The sequence below is a fragment of the Nonomuraea sp. NPDC001831 genome, assembly GCF_042892035.1.
Lineage (GTDB): Bacteria > Actinomycetota > Actinomycetes > Streptosporangiales > Streptosporangiaceae > Nonomuraea.
Genome location: NZ_JBIATU010000002.1, coordinates 204,008 through 219,061, shown reverse-complemented (window position 1 = coordinate 219,061; position 15,054 = coordinate 204,008). Strand labels below are relative to the sequence as shown.

General features: G+C 71.6%; 15 protein-coding genes, 1 tRNA gene and 2 riboswitches. Of the genes, 3 read left to right on the top strand and 13 right to left on the bottom strand.

Translation table 11 applies throughout. The features are described 5' to 3' along the window. Positions 1-234: 234 nt before the first annotated feature. From ACFYYW_RS06550 to bcp, 6 genes are all read right to left on the bottom strand, one after another. Positions 235-2,724, bottom strand: a complete 2,490-nt coding sequence (locus tag ACFYYW_RS06550) for an ABC transporter permease (protein ID WP_387645860.1) — start codon at positions 2,722-2,724, stop codon at positions 235-237. Position 2,725: 1 nt separating this feature from the next. Further along, a complete protein-coding gene (locus tag ACFYYW_RS06545; RefSeq protein ID WP_352326179.1) occupies positions 2,726-3,478 on the bottom strand; it encodes an ABC transporter ATP-binding protein in 753 nt (250 codons plus the stop codon). A gap of 107 nt (positions 3,479-3,585) precedes the next feature. Then, positions 3,586-4,236 (bottom strand): response regulator transcription factor, encoded by a 651-nt coding sequence (locus ACFYYW_RS06540; protein WP_352350144.1) that lies wholly within the window; start codon positions 4,234-4,236, stop codon positions 3,586-3,588. Further along, positions 4,236-5,405, bottom strand: a complete 1,170-nt coding sequence (locus ACFYYW_RS06535; protein WP_387645856.1) for a sensor histidine kinase — start codon at positions 5,403-5,405, stop codon at positions 4,236-4,238. Before ACFYYW_RS06535 ends, ACFYYW_RS06540 begins: the two co-directional genes overlap by 1 nt. A 243-nt stretch (positions 5,406-5,648) precedes the next feature. Beyond that, positions 5,649-5,731: transfer RNA gene (locus tag ACFYYW_RS06530), tRNA-Leu, on the bottom strand. Between the two features lie 104 nt (positions 5,732-5,835). Next, positions 5,836-6,309 carry a thioredoxin-dependent thiol peroxidase gene (gene bcp / locus ACFYYW_RS06525; RefSeq protein ID WP_352350148.1) on the bottom strand — a complete coding sequence of 158 codons (474 nt, stop codon included), beginning with the start codon at positions 6,307-6,309 and terminating at the stop codon, positions 5,836-5,838. Positions 6,310-6,460: 151 nt separating this feature from the next. On the opposite strand from bcp, the gene ACFYYW_RS06520 reads away from it, so the two are divergent. Beyond that, positions 6,461-6,793, top strand: coding sequence for a DUF3618 domain-containing protein (locus tag ACFYYW_RS06520; protein WP_189648887.1), 333 nt, complete (start codon positions 6,461-6,463; stop codon positions 6,791-6,793). A gap of 19 nt (positions 6,794-6,812) precedes the next feature. Here ACFYYW_RS06520 and ACFYYW_RS06515 read toward each other — a convergent pair whose 3' ends face one another. Beyond that, complete coding sequence (locus ACFYYW_RS06515; protein WP_387645851.1) at positions 6,813-8,006, bottom strand: amino acid deaminase/aldolase; 1,194 nt, start codon at positions 8,004-8,006, stop codon at positions 6,813-6,815. Between the two features lie 185 nt (positions 8,007-8,191). Here ACFYYW_RS06515 and ACFYYW_RS06510 point away from each other — a divergent pair, with 185 nt between their 5' ends. Together ACFYYW_RS06510 and ACFYYW_RS06505 are read left to right on the top strand one after the other, a co-directional pair. Then, positions 8,192-8,773, top strand: coding sequence for a DUF6286 domain-containing protein (locus tag ACFYYW_RS06510; RefSeq protein ID WP_352329702.1), 582 nt, complete (start codon positions 8,192-8,194; stop codon positions 8,771-8,773). After that, positions 8,773-9,285 carry a hypothetical protein gene (locus ACFYYW_RS06505; protein ID WP_352329704.1) on the top strand — a complete coding sequence of 171 codons (513 nt, stop codon included), beginning with the start codon at positions 8,773-8,775 and terminating at the stop codon, positions 9,283-9,285. The genes ACFYYW_RS06510 and ACFYYW_RS06505 overlap by 1 nt, the downstream gene beginning before the upstream one ends. Before the next feature lie 367 nt (positions 9,286-9,652). Here ACFYYW_RS06505 and ACFYYW_RS06500 read toward each other — a convergent pair whose 3' ends face one another. The 6 genes from ACFYYW_RS06500 to ACFYYW_RS06475 all read right to left on the bottom strand — a co-directional run bounded on the left by ACFYYW_RS06500 (position 9,653) and on the right by ACFYYW_RS06475 (position 15,033). Further along, entirely contained in the window at positions 9,653-9,910 is a 258-nt protein-coding gene (locus ACFYYW_RS06500; protein ID WP_387645847.1) for a Txe/YoeB family addiction module toxin, read from the bottom strand. After that, positions 9,907-10,167, bottom strand: coding sequence for a type II toxin-antitoxin system Phd/YefM family antitoxin (locus tag ACFYYW_RS06495; RefSeq protein ID WP_387645844.1), 261 nt, complete (start codon positions 10,165-10,167; stop codon positions 9,907-9,909). Before ACFYYW_RS06495 ends, ACFYYW_RS06500 begins: the two co-directional genes overlap by 4 nt. 49 nt (positions 10,168-10,216) lie before the next feature. Next, on the bottom strand, positions 10,217-11,593 hold the full coding sequence (locus tag ACFYYW_RS06490; protein ID WP_387645841.1) for an L-serine ammonia-lyase: 1,377 nt from the start codon (positions 11,591-11,593) through the stop codon (positions 10,217-10,219). Positions 11,594-11,652: 59 nt separating this feature from the next. Continuing rightward, a complete protein-coding gene (gene gcvH / locus ACFYYW_RS06485) occupies positions 11,653-12,042 on the bottom strand; it encodes a glycine cleavage system protein GcvH (protein ID WP_352324995.1) in 390 nt (129 codons plus the stop codon). Then, complete coding sequence (gene gcvT / locus ACFYYW_RS06480; RefSeq protein ID WP_352324994.1) at positions 12,039-13,124, bottom strand: glycine cleavage system aminomethyltransferase GcvT; 1,086 nt, start codon at positions 13,122-13,124, stop codon at positions 12,039-12,041. Before gcvT ends, gcvH begins: the two co-directional genes overlap by 4 nt. 34 nt (positions 13,125-13,158) lie before the next feature. Further along, positions 13,159-13,258, bottom strand: a riboswitch (glycine riboswitch). A 20-nt stretch (positions 13,259-13,278) separates the two neighbouring features. Next, positions 13,279-13,376, bottom strand: a riboswitch (glycine riboswitch). Positions 13,377-13,659: 283 nt separating this feature from the next. After that, positions 13,660-15,033: a M28 family peptidase gene (locus ACFYYW_RS06475; protein WP_352324998.1), complete on the bottom strand. Its 1,374-nt coding sequence runs from the start codon at positions 15,031-15,033 to the stop codon at positions 13,660-13,662. Positions 15,034-15,054: the final 21 nt, after the last annotated feature.

Here is a 15,054-nt window from a genome sequence, read left to right as displayed (position 1 = left end):
GTCGTCGCGCACGTGGCCTCCCCCCTAGGGGGCCCGCCTGCCGGCACGTACCTGGCCGTCGCCCCGGAAGGCGCCCGGCATGTCCGTGGCCGCCCCCATAGGACGCCGGACCTGCGGGCACGTTCGTGGCCGCGCGGCCTCGGCGTCCCCCACGACACCTGTCCCATGAGGCCGCGCAGCCCCTGCGCGTACCCTCTATCCTGATTTTTCGCTTTTATTCGCTTTTATCAGGGATTAACCGGTAGCCAGCGAGCCGACGATCGACGCCCTGGCCGCCCGCCGGGCCGGCACCACGGCGGCCAGCACGCCCGCCAGCCCCGAGAGCACCACGAACAGCGCGATCTGCCCGAGCGGCGCGGAGAAGACCGCCCCCGGCAGCATCGCCCGTACCGCGGCCCAGCCGAACACGGCGCCGAGCACCACGCCGACCAGCGCCCCGATCAGGCCGAGCAGCAGCGCCTCGACCGAGAGCATCCGCCGCAGCTGCGGCCGGGTCAGCCCGAGCGCCCGCAGCAGCGCCGACTCCCTGGTGCGCTCGTGCACCGACAACGACAGGGTGTTGGCGATGCCCAGCAGCGAGATCAGGATCGCCAGCCCGAGCAGCCCGGTCACGATCATGAGCAGCATGTCCAGGGTCTCGTCGAATTGCCCGCGCACCTCGGTCGAGCTGGCCATCTGGACGGTGGGATGGGCCGCGATCGCGGCCCTGACCACCTGGCGGGCCTGGTCGGTCGCGACGCCGTCGCGGATGTTGATCATCACGCGGGAGTCGGGCACCCGGTCGTAGTAGGTGTCGAACGGCCGCTCGGCGACGGTGAGCGGCGGCAGGGTGGAGTTCGTCCCGGCGAGGACAGCGACCACCTTCAACGGCACCGACCCGGCCAGCTCGGTCCTCACCGTGACCGTGTCGCCGACCTTGACGCCCAGGGCGGAGGCCGCGTAGTCGAGCAGCGCGACCTGCCCGGCCGAAAGGCCCGCCATCGAGCCGGACAGCACCTCCGGCGTGACGGTCCCGTGGTAGGTGCCGATGTCGAAGCGCCGGTCGCCCACCTTGCCGGGGGTCTCGCGGATCTGCAGCACCGAGGCCAGCTCGGGCCGGCCGCGCAGCTTCTCGGCCACCGACCTGGGCACCCCGCTGTCCTGCACCTGGCCGGCCAGCATGTAGTCGACCGGGAACTGCTCGTCGAGCTTGTTCCACACGGTCAGCCGGGTGGAGGCGCTGAGCACCGAGATCAGCGTCATCAGCGTGACGCCGATGGTGAGCGCGACCGTGGTGGTCGCCGCGCGCCGGGGGTTGCGGGCGGAGTTGTCCAGGGCCAGGCGTCCGGGCACGCCGAACAGCTTGGCCGGGACCCAGCCCACCACCGCGCTCAGCGGCCCGACCAGCACCGGCCCGAGGATCAGCACGGCCAGGAAGACCAGCGCGCCGCCGGCCATCACGACGAACAGCGTGCTCGTCTCGCCCGCCGGCATTCCCGCCACGCCGAACGCGGTCAGACCCGCCCCGGCCAGCAGGAACAGCCCCGCGAACACCGAGCGCAGCAGGCTGGTGCGGAAGACCTGCTCCTCCGGCTGGGCGCGCAGCGCCGCGACCGGCGGCACACGGGTGGCCGCCCGCGCGGGCAGCAGGGCCGCGAACAGGGTGACCACCAGGCCGACGGCCAGGCCGATCCCGATGGTGGCCGGCGTCAGCGCGACCGCGGCGTCCGTGGGCATGGGGGCGTCGAACGCGGCCAGCAGCGTCAGGGCGAGCACGGCGAGCCCGTACCCGGTGAGCAGGCCGAGCGCGGAGGCGAGCAGCCCGACCGCGATCGACTCCAGCACGATCGAGCCGAACACCTGCCCGCGGGTCGCGCCGATGCAGCGCAGCAGCGCCATCTCCCGGGTGCGCTGCGCGACCAGGATGGTGAAGGTGTTGTAGATGACCAGCGCGGCCACCATCATCGCCACCGCCCCGAACAGCAGCAGGCCGATGGTCAGCGTGCGCATCGACAGCCCGGCCGAGGCCGCCAGGTCGTCGGCCAGCTCCGCGCCGGACTTGACCTCGTACCCGTCGCCGAGCGCCGCGGCCACGGCCTGCTTGAGCCCGGGGGCCGAGCCGGCGACGTCGATCTCGCGGTAGCCCTTGGCGCCGGTCATGCGCTGCGCGGTGGCCGCGGTGAAGCCGAGCGCGCCGGTGAAGGAGAGCTCCTGGTCCACCCCGGGGTCGAGCAGGCCGACCAGCCGGAACTGGTGGCGGGCCTGCTTGCGGTCGAGCACGGTGATCGTGTCGCCGAGCCGCAGGCCCTGCGACTTCGCGGTGTTCTTGTCCAGCACGGCCGCCTGGTCGTCGGTGCCCGGGCCGGTGCCCGCGACGATCGAGGTGCGGTCCAGCGGGCCGGGGACGATGGACAGGGCCGTGGTCGGGCTGCTGCCGACCGCCCTGCCGTCCTTGCCGAGCAGCGGCGCGGGGTCGCGGATCAGGCCCTGCGCCTCGGTCACGCCGGCGAGGGCGCGCACCCGTTCCAGGGCCTTCTCCGGCAGCACGCCGTCGCGCTCCTTGGGCAGGACGGCCACGTCCACCTTGTCGGCGGCGGCGGTGACGCGCTGGGAGAAGCCCGCCTGGATGGTGTCGTTCAGCACGAACGTGCCCGCGATGAAGCCCACCCCGAGCGTGATCGCCAGCGAGGTGAGCAGCAGCCTGAGCTTGTGCGCGCGCAGCCCGGCCAGCGCCGTCTTCAGCACCTCAGCCCTCCAGCTTCACGAGCGTGTCCAGGACGGCCTGCGGCGACGGCGAGGTGATCTCGGTGACCAGCTCGCCGTCGCGCAGGAACACCACCCGGTCGGCGTAGGCCGCCGCGACCGGGTCGTGGGTGACCATGACGATGGTCTGGCCGAGCTCGCGGACCGAGGTGCGCAGGAAGGACAGGATCTCCGAGCCGCTGCGCGAGTCCAGGTTGCCCGTGGGCTCGTCGGCGAAGATCACCTGCGGCTTGCTGATCAGGGCCCTGGCCACGGCCACGCGCTGCTGCTGGCCGCCGGACAGCTCGGCCGGCCGGTGCCCGAGCCGGTTCCGCAGCCCGACGGTGTCGATGACCCGGGCGAACAGCTCCTCGTCCGCCTGCCGGGCGGCGATGTCCAGGGGCAGCCTGATGTTCTGCTCGGCGGTCAGCGTGGGCAGCAGGTTGAACGCCTGGAAGATGAAGCCGATCCGCTCCCGGCGCAGCAGCGTGAGCTGCCGGTCGGCCAGACCGGTCAGCTCGACGTCGCCGATGTGCACCGTGCCCGAGGTGGCGGTGTCCAGGCCGGCCAGGCAGTGCATGAGCGTGGACTTCCCGGAGCCGGAAGGGCCCATGATCGCCGTGAAGGCGCCGGTGGCGAAGGCCACGTCCACGCCGCGAAGGGCGTGGACCTGGGCGTCGCCCTGGCCGTACACCTTGGTCAGGGCCTTGGCCACCACCGCGGGCGGGGCCGCGCGCCAGGACTCGGTGAGGGTCACTTTCACTCCTTGTCGCAATTTTTCGTCACGACCAACGGTAGGAGTGGAAATTTCAGTACTTGTGGGCCCTGAGGAGGGACTTCGTGTAGGACCTCAGACGACCCCCGTCAGCCTTTCGGCCGATGCGAGGGCACGACGAGCCCCGCCTCGTACGCGTACACGACCACCTGGGCCCGGTCCCGCAGCCCCAGCTTGGCCAGCACCCGGCCCAGATGCGTCTTGACCGTGGCCTCGGCGACCTCCAGGCGGTTCGCGATCTCCATGTTCGACAGGCCGCGGGCCACCATGAGCAGCACCTCCCGCTCGCGCGGGGTCAGCTCGGTCGCCGCCGGCAGCTCCTCCACCGGCAACTGGGCGGCGAAGCGGTCCAGCATCCGGCGCAGCGTGCGCGGCGAGACCACGGCGTCGCCCGCGTGCACCTGCCTGATGGCGTTGACCAGGTCGGCGGGCGGCACGTCCTTCAGCAGGAACCCGGCCGCGCCCGCCTTGATCGCGGCCAGGGCGTACTCGTCGAGGTCGAACGTGGTCAGGATCAGCACCTTCGGCCCGTCGATGCGCCTGGTCGCCTCGACGCCGTCCATGCGCGGCATGCGGACGTCCATGAGCACGACGTCCACCTCGACGCGGTCCAGCAGCTCCAGGGCCGTGACGCCGTCGGCGGCCTCGGCCACCACGTCGATGTCGGGCTGGGCACCGAGCACCATCCTGAACCCGGCCCGCAGCAGCTCCTGGTCGTCGACCAGCATCACCCTGATCATCACGCCGCCCTGGCCGTCGGGAGGCGGGCCAGCACCTGGAAGCCGCCGCCGGTCAGAGGACCGGCCGAGACGGCGCCGCCGTACATGCCGACGCGTTCGCGCATGCCGATCAGGCCATGCCCGTCGGGGCTGCGCGGCGCGGCGGCGCCCCGGCCGTCGTCGGTCACCCGGACGACCAGCTCGGGCCCGCCGTAGTCGATCTCGACCCGCGCGTGGACGTGCGGGCCGCCGTGCTTGAGCGTGTTCGTCAGCGCCTCCTGGACGATGCGGTAGACGGCGAGCTGCTGCCCTTCGGGAAGGTCGCCGGGCACGCCGCCGATCCGCAGGCTGGCCGGCACGCCGGCGCCGCGTACCAGCTCTTCGAGCTGGCCCAGGCCGGGTTGCGGGGTGTAGTCGGTGTCGTCGTCCTCGTTCTCGCGCAGAACGCCGACCATCCTGCGCATCTCGGCCAGGGCCGCCCGCCCGGTCTTGGAGATGTTCCGTACGGCCAGCCGGGCCTGCTCGGGGTCGCTGTCGAGGGCGAAGCCCGCGCCGTCGGCCTGCACCACCATCACGCTCACATTGTGCGCCACCACGTCGTGCAGCTCCCTGGCGATCCTCGTGCGCTCGGCCGCGGCGGCCATCCTGGCCTGCTGGTCGCGTTCGCGCTCGGCCCGCTCGGCGCGTTCCTCCAGCCCTTCGAGGTAGCGCCGGCGGGTGTTGGCGTACAGGCCGGCCAGCCAGATGGTGACGACGAAGATCGAGCCGCTGAAGAACATGCCGAAGGTGGCGACGGACCAGTTCACCAGCGCCAGGAAGATCCCCAGCTCGGCCACCAGCCCGGCGGCCAGCGCCCAGCGGAACGCGCACTCGGAGGCGACCGTCCACAGCGCCACCATGACCGCGAGGTTGGCGGGCAGCGGGTCGACGTGGGCCAGCCACTGCCCGAAGGAGGCCAGCGAGATCACCGCGTACGCGGCCAGCGGCCTGCGCCGCCACAGCAGCGGCGCGATCAGCAGCACCGAGAGCGCGACATATCCCGCCACGCCCAGGTACCGGCTGCCCCCCGCCGGGGTGAGCGAGGCGTAGGGGATCGCCAGAAGCAAGCTGAAGACGGCGAGGGGGGCGACCCGCAGGACGCTCACCAGCCCGCCGTGGCGCCTCGACCACGCCCGTACCCTGCCGAACACATCATCACGATATGTAAGCCACGCCGGGAGTTTGTCCGTCTGGAGGGGGAAGTCCGCCTACGACCCAGGTCTTACATGGGTCTTACGGGGGACCAGGCATGGTGGTACACGGGAGCGCCCCTCGCGGGCGAGTAAAGGGAGATCGTGATGGCGGATCATGATCGAGACGCGGGTCGCGCGGTGAAGAGGAAGCACCGCGCGACCCGGCCCCCCGGACGGTGCGCCCCGCGCAGCCGCTGCGTGTGCGGGCGGGGGGACTCGAACCCCCACAGTGTCTCCACCAACAGGACCTAAACCTGCCGCGTATGCCATTTCGCCACGCCCGCGATCCCGCCGAGGCGGGCTGGGAACAGCTTAGCGCTCCGGCCGTGGCCGGGCAGCCTTCCGCGACGACCGCGGGCCCCTCGCGCGCGGGGCCCGCGAGCCGGGGTCAGGCCAGGCCGAGCTTCTTCTTGAGCGAGGCCACGTGGCCGGTGGCCTTCACGTTGTAGAGCGCCTGCTCGATCTTGCCGTCGGCGTCGATGACGAACGTCGAGCGGATCACGCCGATCATCTCCTTGCCGTAGAGCTTCTTCGGGCCGTACGCGCCGTACGCCTGGTGGACGGCGAGCTCCGGGTCCGACAACAAGGGGAAGGTCAGGGCGTCGCGGGCGACGAACTTGGCCAGCTTCTCCGGCTTGTCCTTCGACACGCCGAGGACGACGAAACCCTCGCCGGTCAGCTGGCTGAGGTTGTCGCGGAAGTCGCAGGCCTGTTTGGTGCAGCCGGGCGTCATGGCGGCGGGGTAGAAATAGAGGATCACCCTCTTGCCGCGCAGGCTGTCGAGGGAGACGGTGCCGCCGTCGGCGGTGGGTAGCGTGAACTCGGGCGCGGCGTCGCCGGGCGCGAGCTTGGTCTCTGTCATGGGCCCTCCTGAGTTCCTCCGGCAAACCTACCGGCCCGGCCGCTGTGCCGTACGGCACGCCGACCTGACAGACTGATCACGACCAGAACGGACGGAGCTCGCGACGGACAACGTAGCGGGCGCGACCACGCGTACGGTCGAAAGGAGAGCCATGGCTGACACCGATCCCGACGAGTTGGAGCGGCGGATCGCGCGCACGCGCGCGGAGTTGGCGCAGACGGTCGACGCCATCGCCGACCGGGTGAGCCCCAAGCGGGTCGCCGAGCGTACGGTCGCCGATGTCAAGAGCCGGGCGGGCCACTTCGTGGCGTCCGTGGGGGACGCCCTCGGGGTGACCGCCCGCCCGGTCGACTACGGCGACAAGCCCGAAGGGGTGTGGGAGGACGAGCAGCCCAACCTGGCGCCGGTGCTCATCGGCGTCGGCGCGGTGCTGGTCGTCGGCGCCGCGATCGTGCTGTTCCGGCGCAGGCGCCGCCGGCGCTGACCGGGTGCCGGGGCCGGGGTCACAGGAACGTGCGGCCCTCGCCCCGGTACGTCGGCACCGACTCGGCGAGGGTGTCGCCGTCCACGAGGTGGAGGGTGTCGAAGCGCTCGCACATCTCGCCCGCCTTGGCGTGCCTGAACCACACCCGGTCCCCGACCCGCAGCTCCTGGGCCGCCTGGCCCAGCAGCGGGGTCTGCACCTCACCGGCGCCCTCGTCCTGCGCGTACCGCAGGCCGGCGGGCAGGTACGGCTGGGGCAGCCGGCTCGGCCCGGGAGGGCCGGAGGCGAGGTAGCCGCCGCCCAGCACCGTCACCGTGTCCGGCCCGGGACGCCGGACGACCGGCAGCGCGAACAGGGCCGCCGGACGCCCGGTGAAACGCCGGTAGAAGTCGAACAGCCGCGGGTGGAAGAAGCCCGATCCGGCGGCGACCTCGGTGATCGCCTTCTCCCTGACCGTCGTCTCGATCGAGCCGGTGCCGCCGCCGTTGACGAACTCCAGGTCGGCGACCTGGCGCACGGCGTTCACGACGCGGCCGCGGCGGACGACCAGCTCGCGGGCCGAACGGGCCTGCATGACCCGGACGACGCGGGCGAAGGCGGCGTTGCCCGGCGGGGCGTCGCCGACCCCGGCGATCTGCGCCTCGTAGGCCATGAGCCCCACCAGGCGCAGCCCCGGCCGCTTGGCGATGGCCGTGGCCAGGTCGGCGGCCTCATGGGGCTCGCGCACGGGGGAGCGGAGCGCGCCGGCCCGGAACCTGCCGCCGAGGGCGACGTAGCCGGCGTCCAGGTCGAGGGAGAGCCGCAGCTCGGCCCTGGGATGCACGCCCGACACGGCCTTGTCGACGAAGTCGAGCTGCTCGCGGGAGTCGACGGTGATCGCGATCTCGGCGGCGGCCCGCGGGTCGGCGGCCAGGGCGGCGAGCGCGTGCCGGTCGGCCGTGGGGTAGGCGACCAGGATGTCGGTGAAGCCCTGACCGGCCAGCCACAGGGCCTCGGGGAGGGTGAAGGCCATGATGCCGCGGAAGCCGTCCATGGCCAGGATGCGTTCGAGGACCGCGCGGCTGCGCACGGACTTGCTCGCCACCCGGATCGGCTTGCCGGCGGCGCGGCGCACCAGGTCGGCCGCGTTGGCCCGCATGGCCGCCAGGTCGAGGATCGCGAAGGGCGGTTCGAGCGCGGCGGTGGCGCGGTCGTAGCGCCGGCGGTCATCCATGTCAGCAGGGTAACGGCATATCGGGCGAATGAATATGAGTGGGGTTCATATTCATCGGTGGAGCGCGGGAGAGGTTCGCTTTCCTTGGTGCGGCCGTAATGATCGGGCAAATGGGCGGCGAGGGCGCGGTCGCGGCCCCCGCGCACCCATGTACGTCTGTCGTTGTGATGACCACGCTTCAGCAGATGGTGCCCGCAGCCATCACCGCCCAGCACCACACCGGGCTGCGCAGGGCGAGAAGGGCGCTCAGACCGGCGCGCACGCTGCCCGGCGCCCTCGTCGCGCTCGTGCTGGCCGCCATGCTCGGCGCGACGACCGCCGAGGTGGTGACGTCGCTGCTCGGCAAGCCGCTGGGCTGGGTCCCGGTGAACGAGGCGGTCGAGCTGGCCGGCGCGCGGACGTGGCCGCAGGTCTCCTCGGCCGCGCTGCTCACCGCCGCGGCCGGGCTGCTGATGCTGCTGCTCGCGATCGTGCCGGGACGGTCCAGGACGGTCCCGGTCGAGACGTCCGACCCGCTGATCGTCATCGGCATCACCCGCGCCGGGCTGCGCCGCACCCTGCGCGCGGCCGCCCAGAAGGTCAACGGCGTGGACCGGGCCCGGGTACGGCTGCGCCGGCGCACCATCGAGGTCACCGTCGTGACCGGGCCGGAGAGCTCGGGCGCGATGCTCCGGCAGGTCGGCACGGCGGTCGGCGACCGGCTGGCCGGCGTCGGCACGCTCGGCACCGGCGAGGTCGTCGTCCGGCTGCGCAGGAAGGGCGTGTGATGCGGCAGTACACGGGCAACCGCGTCGGCCTGGCGCTGGTCGGGCTCGCCCTGCTGGGCGTGGGCGGCTACGGCTGGCTGCGCGGCCGCGGCCTGCTCTTCGACCTGCCGCGCAACGCCAAGGTGCTGCCCGCCGAGTTCGCCCGCACGCTGGCCGCCGACCCCTGGACGTTGTGGCTGCTGGCCTTCGCCATGCTGATCCTGGCCATGCTCGCCGTGCGCTGGCTGCTGCTCAGCCTGGGCTGGGGCCGCCGGGGCGCGGCCAGCGGCACCGGCACGGCCATGCTGTGCGTGGGCCTCAAGGGCGTGGACGGCCTGGGCCGGGCAGCCGTACGGGTCGCCGACAACGGCCTGCGCGTCGCCCTGACCTGCCCCTCCGACGCGGACGTCGGCGCCGTGGTGACCAAGCTCGACCAGGACATCGTCGGCCGCATCCGCCGCGAGGTACGCGACGACGAGACGCCGGCGGTCGTCCGCGTCCACGTCCGCCGCCAACCGGCCGAGCGCCGCTGACCCGTCAACCGGCTGCTCGTAGCTGAAGGAAGAAGGCGCGACTCGGCGCCTTCGTCGTCGAATCCGATCGGGAGGTCGTCATTCACCGCATCATCGGCGCGTTCGCCGCCGCAACCCTCGCCCTCGCCCTCGCCGCGCCCGCCGCCCACGCGGCGACGGGCGACGGCTTCCCGCTGATCCCCTGCAGGATCGGGGAAGACGGCCAGATGCAGTGCGTGGGGGACCACCTGCCCGGCCTGCTGGCCCAGGCCCTCAGCCCCGCGGTCGGCCTGATCTGCGTGAACAGCCACACCACCACGGTCATCTGCCGCTCGTCCGCCTGACACCTGGCTCCCCGGCCCTCTCCTGCGGAGGGGGCCGGGCGGGTCTACTCGTAGTGGTAGCGAGCCTGCAGGACGACGATCTCGTCGTGTGCGACCAGGTACACCAGGCGATGCTCGTCGGTGATGCGCCGGGACCAGGCGCCCGCCAACGCGTACTTGAGCGGCCCGGGCTTGCCGATGCCCTCGTAGGGATCGCGCAGGACATCCTCGACGAGCCGGTTGATGCGCGTGAGCACCTGCCGGTCAGCCGTCTGCCAATGGACGTAGTCCTCCCAGCCTTGGCTGGTGAACGCCACCTTCACCGAGCAGCCTCGTCGCCCAGCAACTCGTGCCGCTCATGACGCCCTTGGGCCGCTTCCTGATAGGACTCGATCAGCCGGCGGGCGTTGGCCGGGGAACGTAGCAGGTAGGCCGTCTCCTGCAGTGCTTCGTACTCATCGGCGGCCACCAGGTAGGCGCTGCCGCTCTTGGAGACGATCTCCACGGCGGTGCGGTCGTTGTTGACCTCTTCGATGAGGGGGAACAGACGACGGCGAGCTTCGCTGGCGGTGATGGACATGATCGCCTCCTCCGAGTGGTACAACTTCACGGTACCACTCGGAGGGGGGTCAGCACTCGATGACGTTGACGGCCAGGCCGCCGCGGGAGGTCTCCTTGTACTTGTCGAGCATGTCGCGGCCGGTGTCGCGCATGGTCTTGATGGCCTTGTCCAGAGCCACGTAGTGGCGGCCGTCGCCGCGCAGGGCGATCCTGGCGGCGGTGATGGCCTTGTTGGAGGCCACCGCGTTGCGCTCGATGCACGGGATCTGCACCAGGCCGCCGATCGGGTCGCAGGTCAGCCCCAGGTTGTGCTCGATGCCGATCTCGGCGGCGTTCTCCACCTGCTCGGGGGTGCCGCCCATGACCTCGGTCAGCCCGGCCGAGGCCATCGAGCAGGCCGAGCCCACCTCGCCCTGGCAGCCGACCTCGGCGCCGGAGATCGAGGCGTTCTCCTTGAACAGCACGCCGATCGCGGCCGCCGTGAGCAGGAAACGCACCACGCCGTCGTCGTCGGCGCTCGGGACGAACTTGGTGTAGTACGTCAGCACGGCCGGGATGATGCCCGCGGCGCCGTTGGTGGGGGCGGTGACGATGCGGCCGCCGGCGGCGTTCTCCTCGTTGACGGCCAGGGCGAACAGCGCCACCCAGTCCATCGCCTGCAGCGGGTCCTTCTCGGCCGACTCGGCCTGCAGCCGCCGGTGGAGCTGGTTGGCCCGGCGCTTGACCTTCAGGCCGCCGGGCAGCACGCCCTCCTTGCTGATGCCACGCCGCACGCACTCCGACATCACGCGCCACAGGTTGAGGATGCCCGCGCGGATCTCCTCCTCGGTGCGCCCGAACGCCTTCTCGTTCTCCAGCATCAGGGCGGAGATCGACAGGCCGGTGTTCGAGCAGTGCTTGAGCAGCTCCTCGCCCGAGGCGAACGGGTAGGGCAGGACGGTGTCGTCGGGCTTGATGCGGTCGGCGCCGGTGGCCTTCTCGTCCACGACGAAGCCGCCGCCCACGGAGAAGTAGACCTTCTCGCGCACGGTCCCGCCCTGCTCGTCGCGGGCGGTGAAGCGCATGCCGTTGGGGTGCTCGGGCAGGGAGATCTTGCGCTCGAAGACGAGGTCCTGGCCCACGACGAAGGGGATCTCGTGCTCGCCGTAGAGCTTGACCGTGCCCGAGGCGCGCATCTCGGCCAGGCGGGCGTCGACGGAGTCGACGTCGACCAGCTCCGGCTTCTCACCGGACAGGCCGAGCAGCACCGCCTTGTCGCTGCCGTGGCCCTTGCCGGTCAGGCCGAGCGAGCCGTACAGGATGACCTCGACGCGGGCCACGCGGGGGAGCAGGCCGTCGTCGTGCAGCCCGCGGGCGAACTTGTGCGCGGCGGCCATCGGGCCGCCCGTGTGGGAGCTGGACGGTCCGATGCCGATCTTGAAGAGGTCGAAGACGCTGATCGCCATTGATGGGCGCCCTTCAGTTCAGGAAGTGCCGGGGCCCGCCGCGGGCCCCGGCGTTGATGTCAGGACTCGCCTGAGGTGAGCGCCGTGTACTCCTCGGCGGACAGCAGGTCCTCCGCGTCGCCCTCCATGCGGACGCGGAACATCCAGCCGTCGCCGTACGGGTCGCTGTTGGCCAGCGACGGGTCGTCGGCCACGGCCGAGTTCACCTCGACGATCTCGCCGCCGACCGGCGCGTAGATCTCGCTCACCGACTTGGTGGACTCCACCTCGCCGACCGAGTCACCCGCCTCGACGGTCGAACCGACCTCGGGGAGCTGCACGAAGACGACGTCACCAAGAGCCTCGGCGGCGAAGGCCGTGATGCCGACGGTCACGGTGATGCCGTCGTCCACGCCCGACACCCACTCGTGCTCCTTGGTGTAGTTCAGGTCGTCAGGGATGTTGCTCACTTGTTCCTCCTGTAGAAGGGCAGCTCGACCAGGTCCATAGGTTCATGGCTGCCCCGGATGTCCACGGCCAGACCTGTGTCGGCCCCGGCGTCCACGTAGGCCATCGCGATGGGCTTGCCCAGGGTCTGGGAGGGCGCACCGCTGGTGACCTCGCCGACGACGGCGCCGTCGCGGGTGACCGGGTAGCCGTGACGCGGCACCCGGCGGCCCTGGGCGACCAGGCCGACGAGGCGGCGGCGGGGCTGGTCGTCCTTGACCGCCTCCAGTGCCGCCCTGCCGACGAAGTCACCGGGCTTGTCGAATTTCACCACTCTGCCCAGCCCCGCGTCGAACGGGGTCAGGTCGGAGCTCAGCTCGTTGCCGTAGAGCGGCATGCCGGCCTCCAGCCTGAGGGTGTCGCGGCTGGACAGACCGGCGGCCCGCAGCCCGTGCGGCTCGCCCGCGGCCTCCAGGGCGCGCCAGAGCGGCACGGCGTCCTGGTTGGCGACGAACAGCTCGAAGCCGTCCTCGCCGGTGTAGCCGGTGCGGGCGATGAGCGCCTGGCGGCCGTCGACCACGCCGGGCAGGCCCGCGTAGTACTTGAGATTGTCGAGGTCGGCGTCGGTGAGCGTGGCCAGGATCTCCTGGGCCTTCGGGCCCTGGATCGCGATGAGGGCGTACTGCTGGGAGCGGTCATCGACCGCCACGTCATACGACTTAGTACGATTTTTCAGCTCATCCGCGACCTTGTCGGAGTTCGAGGCGTTGGCCACCACCATGAACTCCTCGTCCGCCAGCCGGTAGACGATGAGGTCGTCGAGCACCCCGCCGCGCTCGTCCACGATCATCGTGTACCTGGCCCGGCCGGGCGCGAGCGCCGACAGGTGACCGACCAGCGCGTAGTCGAGGGCCTCTGCGGCCTGCGGACCGGTCAGGAAGATCTCGCCCATGTGCGAGAGGTCGAACAGCCCGGCCGCCTCGCGGACGGCTTTGTGCTCCGCCGACTCGCTGCCGTACCGGAGCGGCATGAGCCATCCGGCGAAGTCGGTCAGCGTGGCGCCTAGGGCCTCGTGGACGTCTCGTAGCGGCGTAGGTCGGGACATTTGTCGCACCTCAGGACAGGATTGGATGCCAGCATCCTCCCCCTCTGTCATGGATGCCTGAGAGCTTCGCCCGAGTTTTGCCGGACTTTCACCTTCGGCGAGGCCCCGAGGGCCTGCTTTCCAGAGGTCACCTCCCCGTAAGAACGCCTTACAGGGCTGCCGCGCGGTCCTTTGCCTTGAGAGGTTCGCGGGGAGGGCTTGCTCCTTCAGGGACCCTGACCGGCTGTCAGGGTGCTCTCCCGCACGGTTTCGCCGGTGATGTCCGTCAGCCTAGTGCCGTCATGGGGGTGTTGTCGCGCTTCGCCCTCCGCCATCCGCCGCATCCGCGACATCCCGCACACAGCGAAAAGCGGCCGCGGCCCCGGAGAGGCGGGGTCGCGGCCGCGTTGGTGGCCGCGCGCGAGCCGGTCATGGCAGGTCAGCTCGCACGCGGCAGCTCGGGGCGGGCCGGCGGTGATCGGCCCGCGCGGGGCTCGGGCCCGTGGATCAGGCCCGTGGATCAGGTCCGAGGATCAGACCCTGAGGTCAGGCCGGATCAGGCCCGTGCCCAGAGGGCGGGCACGTTCGGCGGCTCCCAGCCCGGCAGGCTGGTGTGCGCCTGGAGGCAGCGGTAGCTGACCCCCTGGTAGGTGACGACGTCTCCGGCCGTGTACGACTTGTAGGCCGTCCAGGTGGTGCCCTGGCCGTCCCCTCCGACGGTCAGGGTGAAGGACGCGGAGTGGTCCGCCGTCGTCCCGTCGCCGTTGATCCCTATGGTGTACGTCCCCGCCGCGACGCCGCTGGTGGTGGCGATCGTGACGGTGGACGACTGGCCCGCCTGCACCGTGGACGGGCTGAAGGAGACGGTGACCCCGCTCGGCACGTTCCCGGCGGAGAGCGCGACGCTCTGCGCCTGGCCGGACGTGACCTGGGTACTGACCGCCGCGGTAGCCGACTGACCGGCCTGGACCGATGCCGACGACGGGGTCACCGAGATCGAGTAGTCGTTCTCCGTGGGCGTGCTGGTGCCCACGGCGAGCTTCCATATGGCGTACGCGATGGCGTCGGAGTTGCGGTCGAGCGCCGTGGTGTTGATGGCGCTCGGGTAGCTGTCGCAGGCGCTGTGGTAGCAGCGGTCGAACGCCTGCCCGGCCGAGCCGCCCCACTTGGCGGCCTGGGCCGAGCTCTTGACCGCCCCGGCCCCCGTGGCCAGGCCGCCGACCCGGACGCCCGCGCTCTTGAACGAGGCGTGGTCGCTGCGGCCGTCGCCCTCCCTGTCGCCCTCGGTCTGCAGGCCGATGGTGGCGAAGTAGTCGTTGAAGGTGCGCTGGATCGCCGCGTCGTCGTCGTAGACGAAGTAGCCGGCGTTGGTCGAGGCGATCATGTCGAAGTTCAGGTACACCTCGACGCCGCTCGCGCCGCCGTTCTGCACGTAGTACCTGGACCCGACCATGCCCGCCTCCTCGGCGCCCCACCAGCCGAACCGCACGTGCTTGGTGAGGGTGGGCTTGCGGGCGGCGAGGGTGAGGGCGTTCTCCAGGAGCGCGGCCGAGCCGGAGCCGTTGTCGTTGATCCCGGGGCCGGCCGCGACGCTGTCGAGGTGGGCGCCGAGCATCACGGTCTGGTTGGCCGGGCCGCCCGGCCAGTCGGCGATCAGGTTGCTGCCGCCGCTGAAGTTCTGCACGCGGGTGGTGAAGCCGGCCGCGTCCAGCTTGCCCTTGATGTAGTTCATCGAGGCGGTGAAGCCCGGCCTGCCCGAGGCGCGGTTGCCGCCGTTGCTCGTGGCGATGGACTGCAACTGGCTCAGATGCGCCGTCACGTTCGCGACGGGGATGTCGGGCGCGGGGTCGGCGGCGGCGCCGGCCGGTCCGGCCGGCGTGGTGAGGGTCAGGGCCAACGCGGCGGTGGCCGCGGCGCCCAGCCTGAGCATGGCGTTCACGTTCTGTGGCTC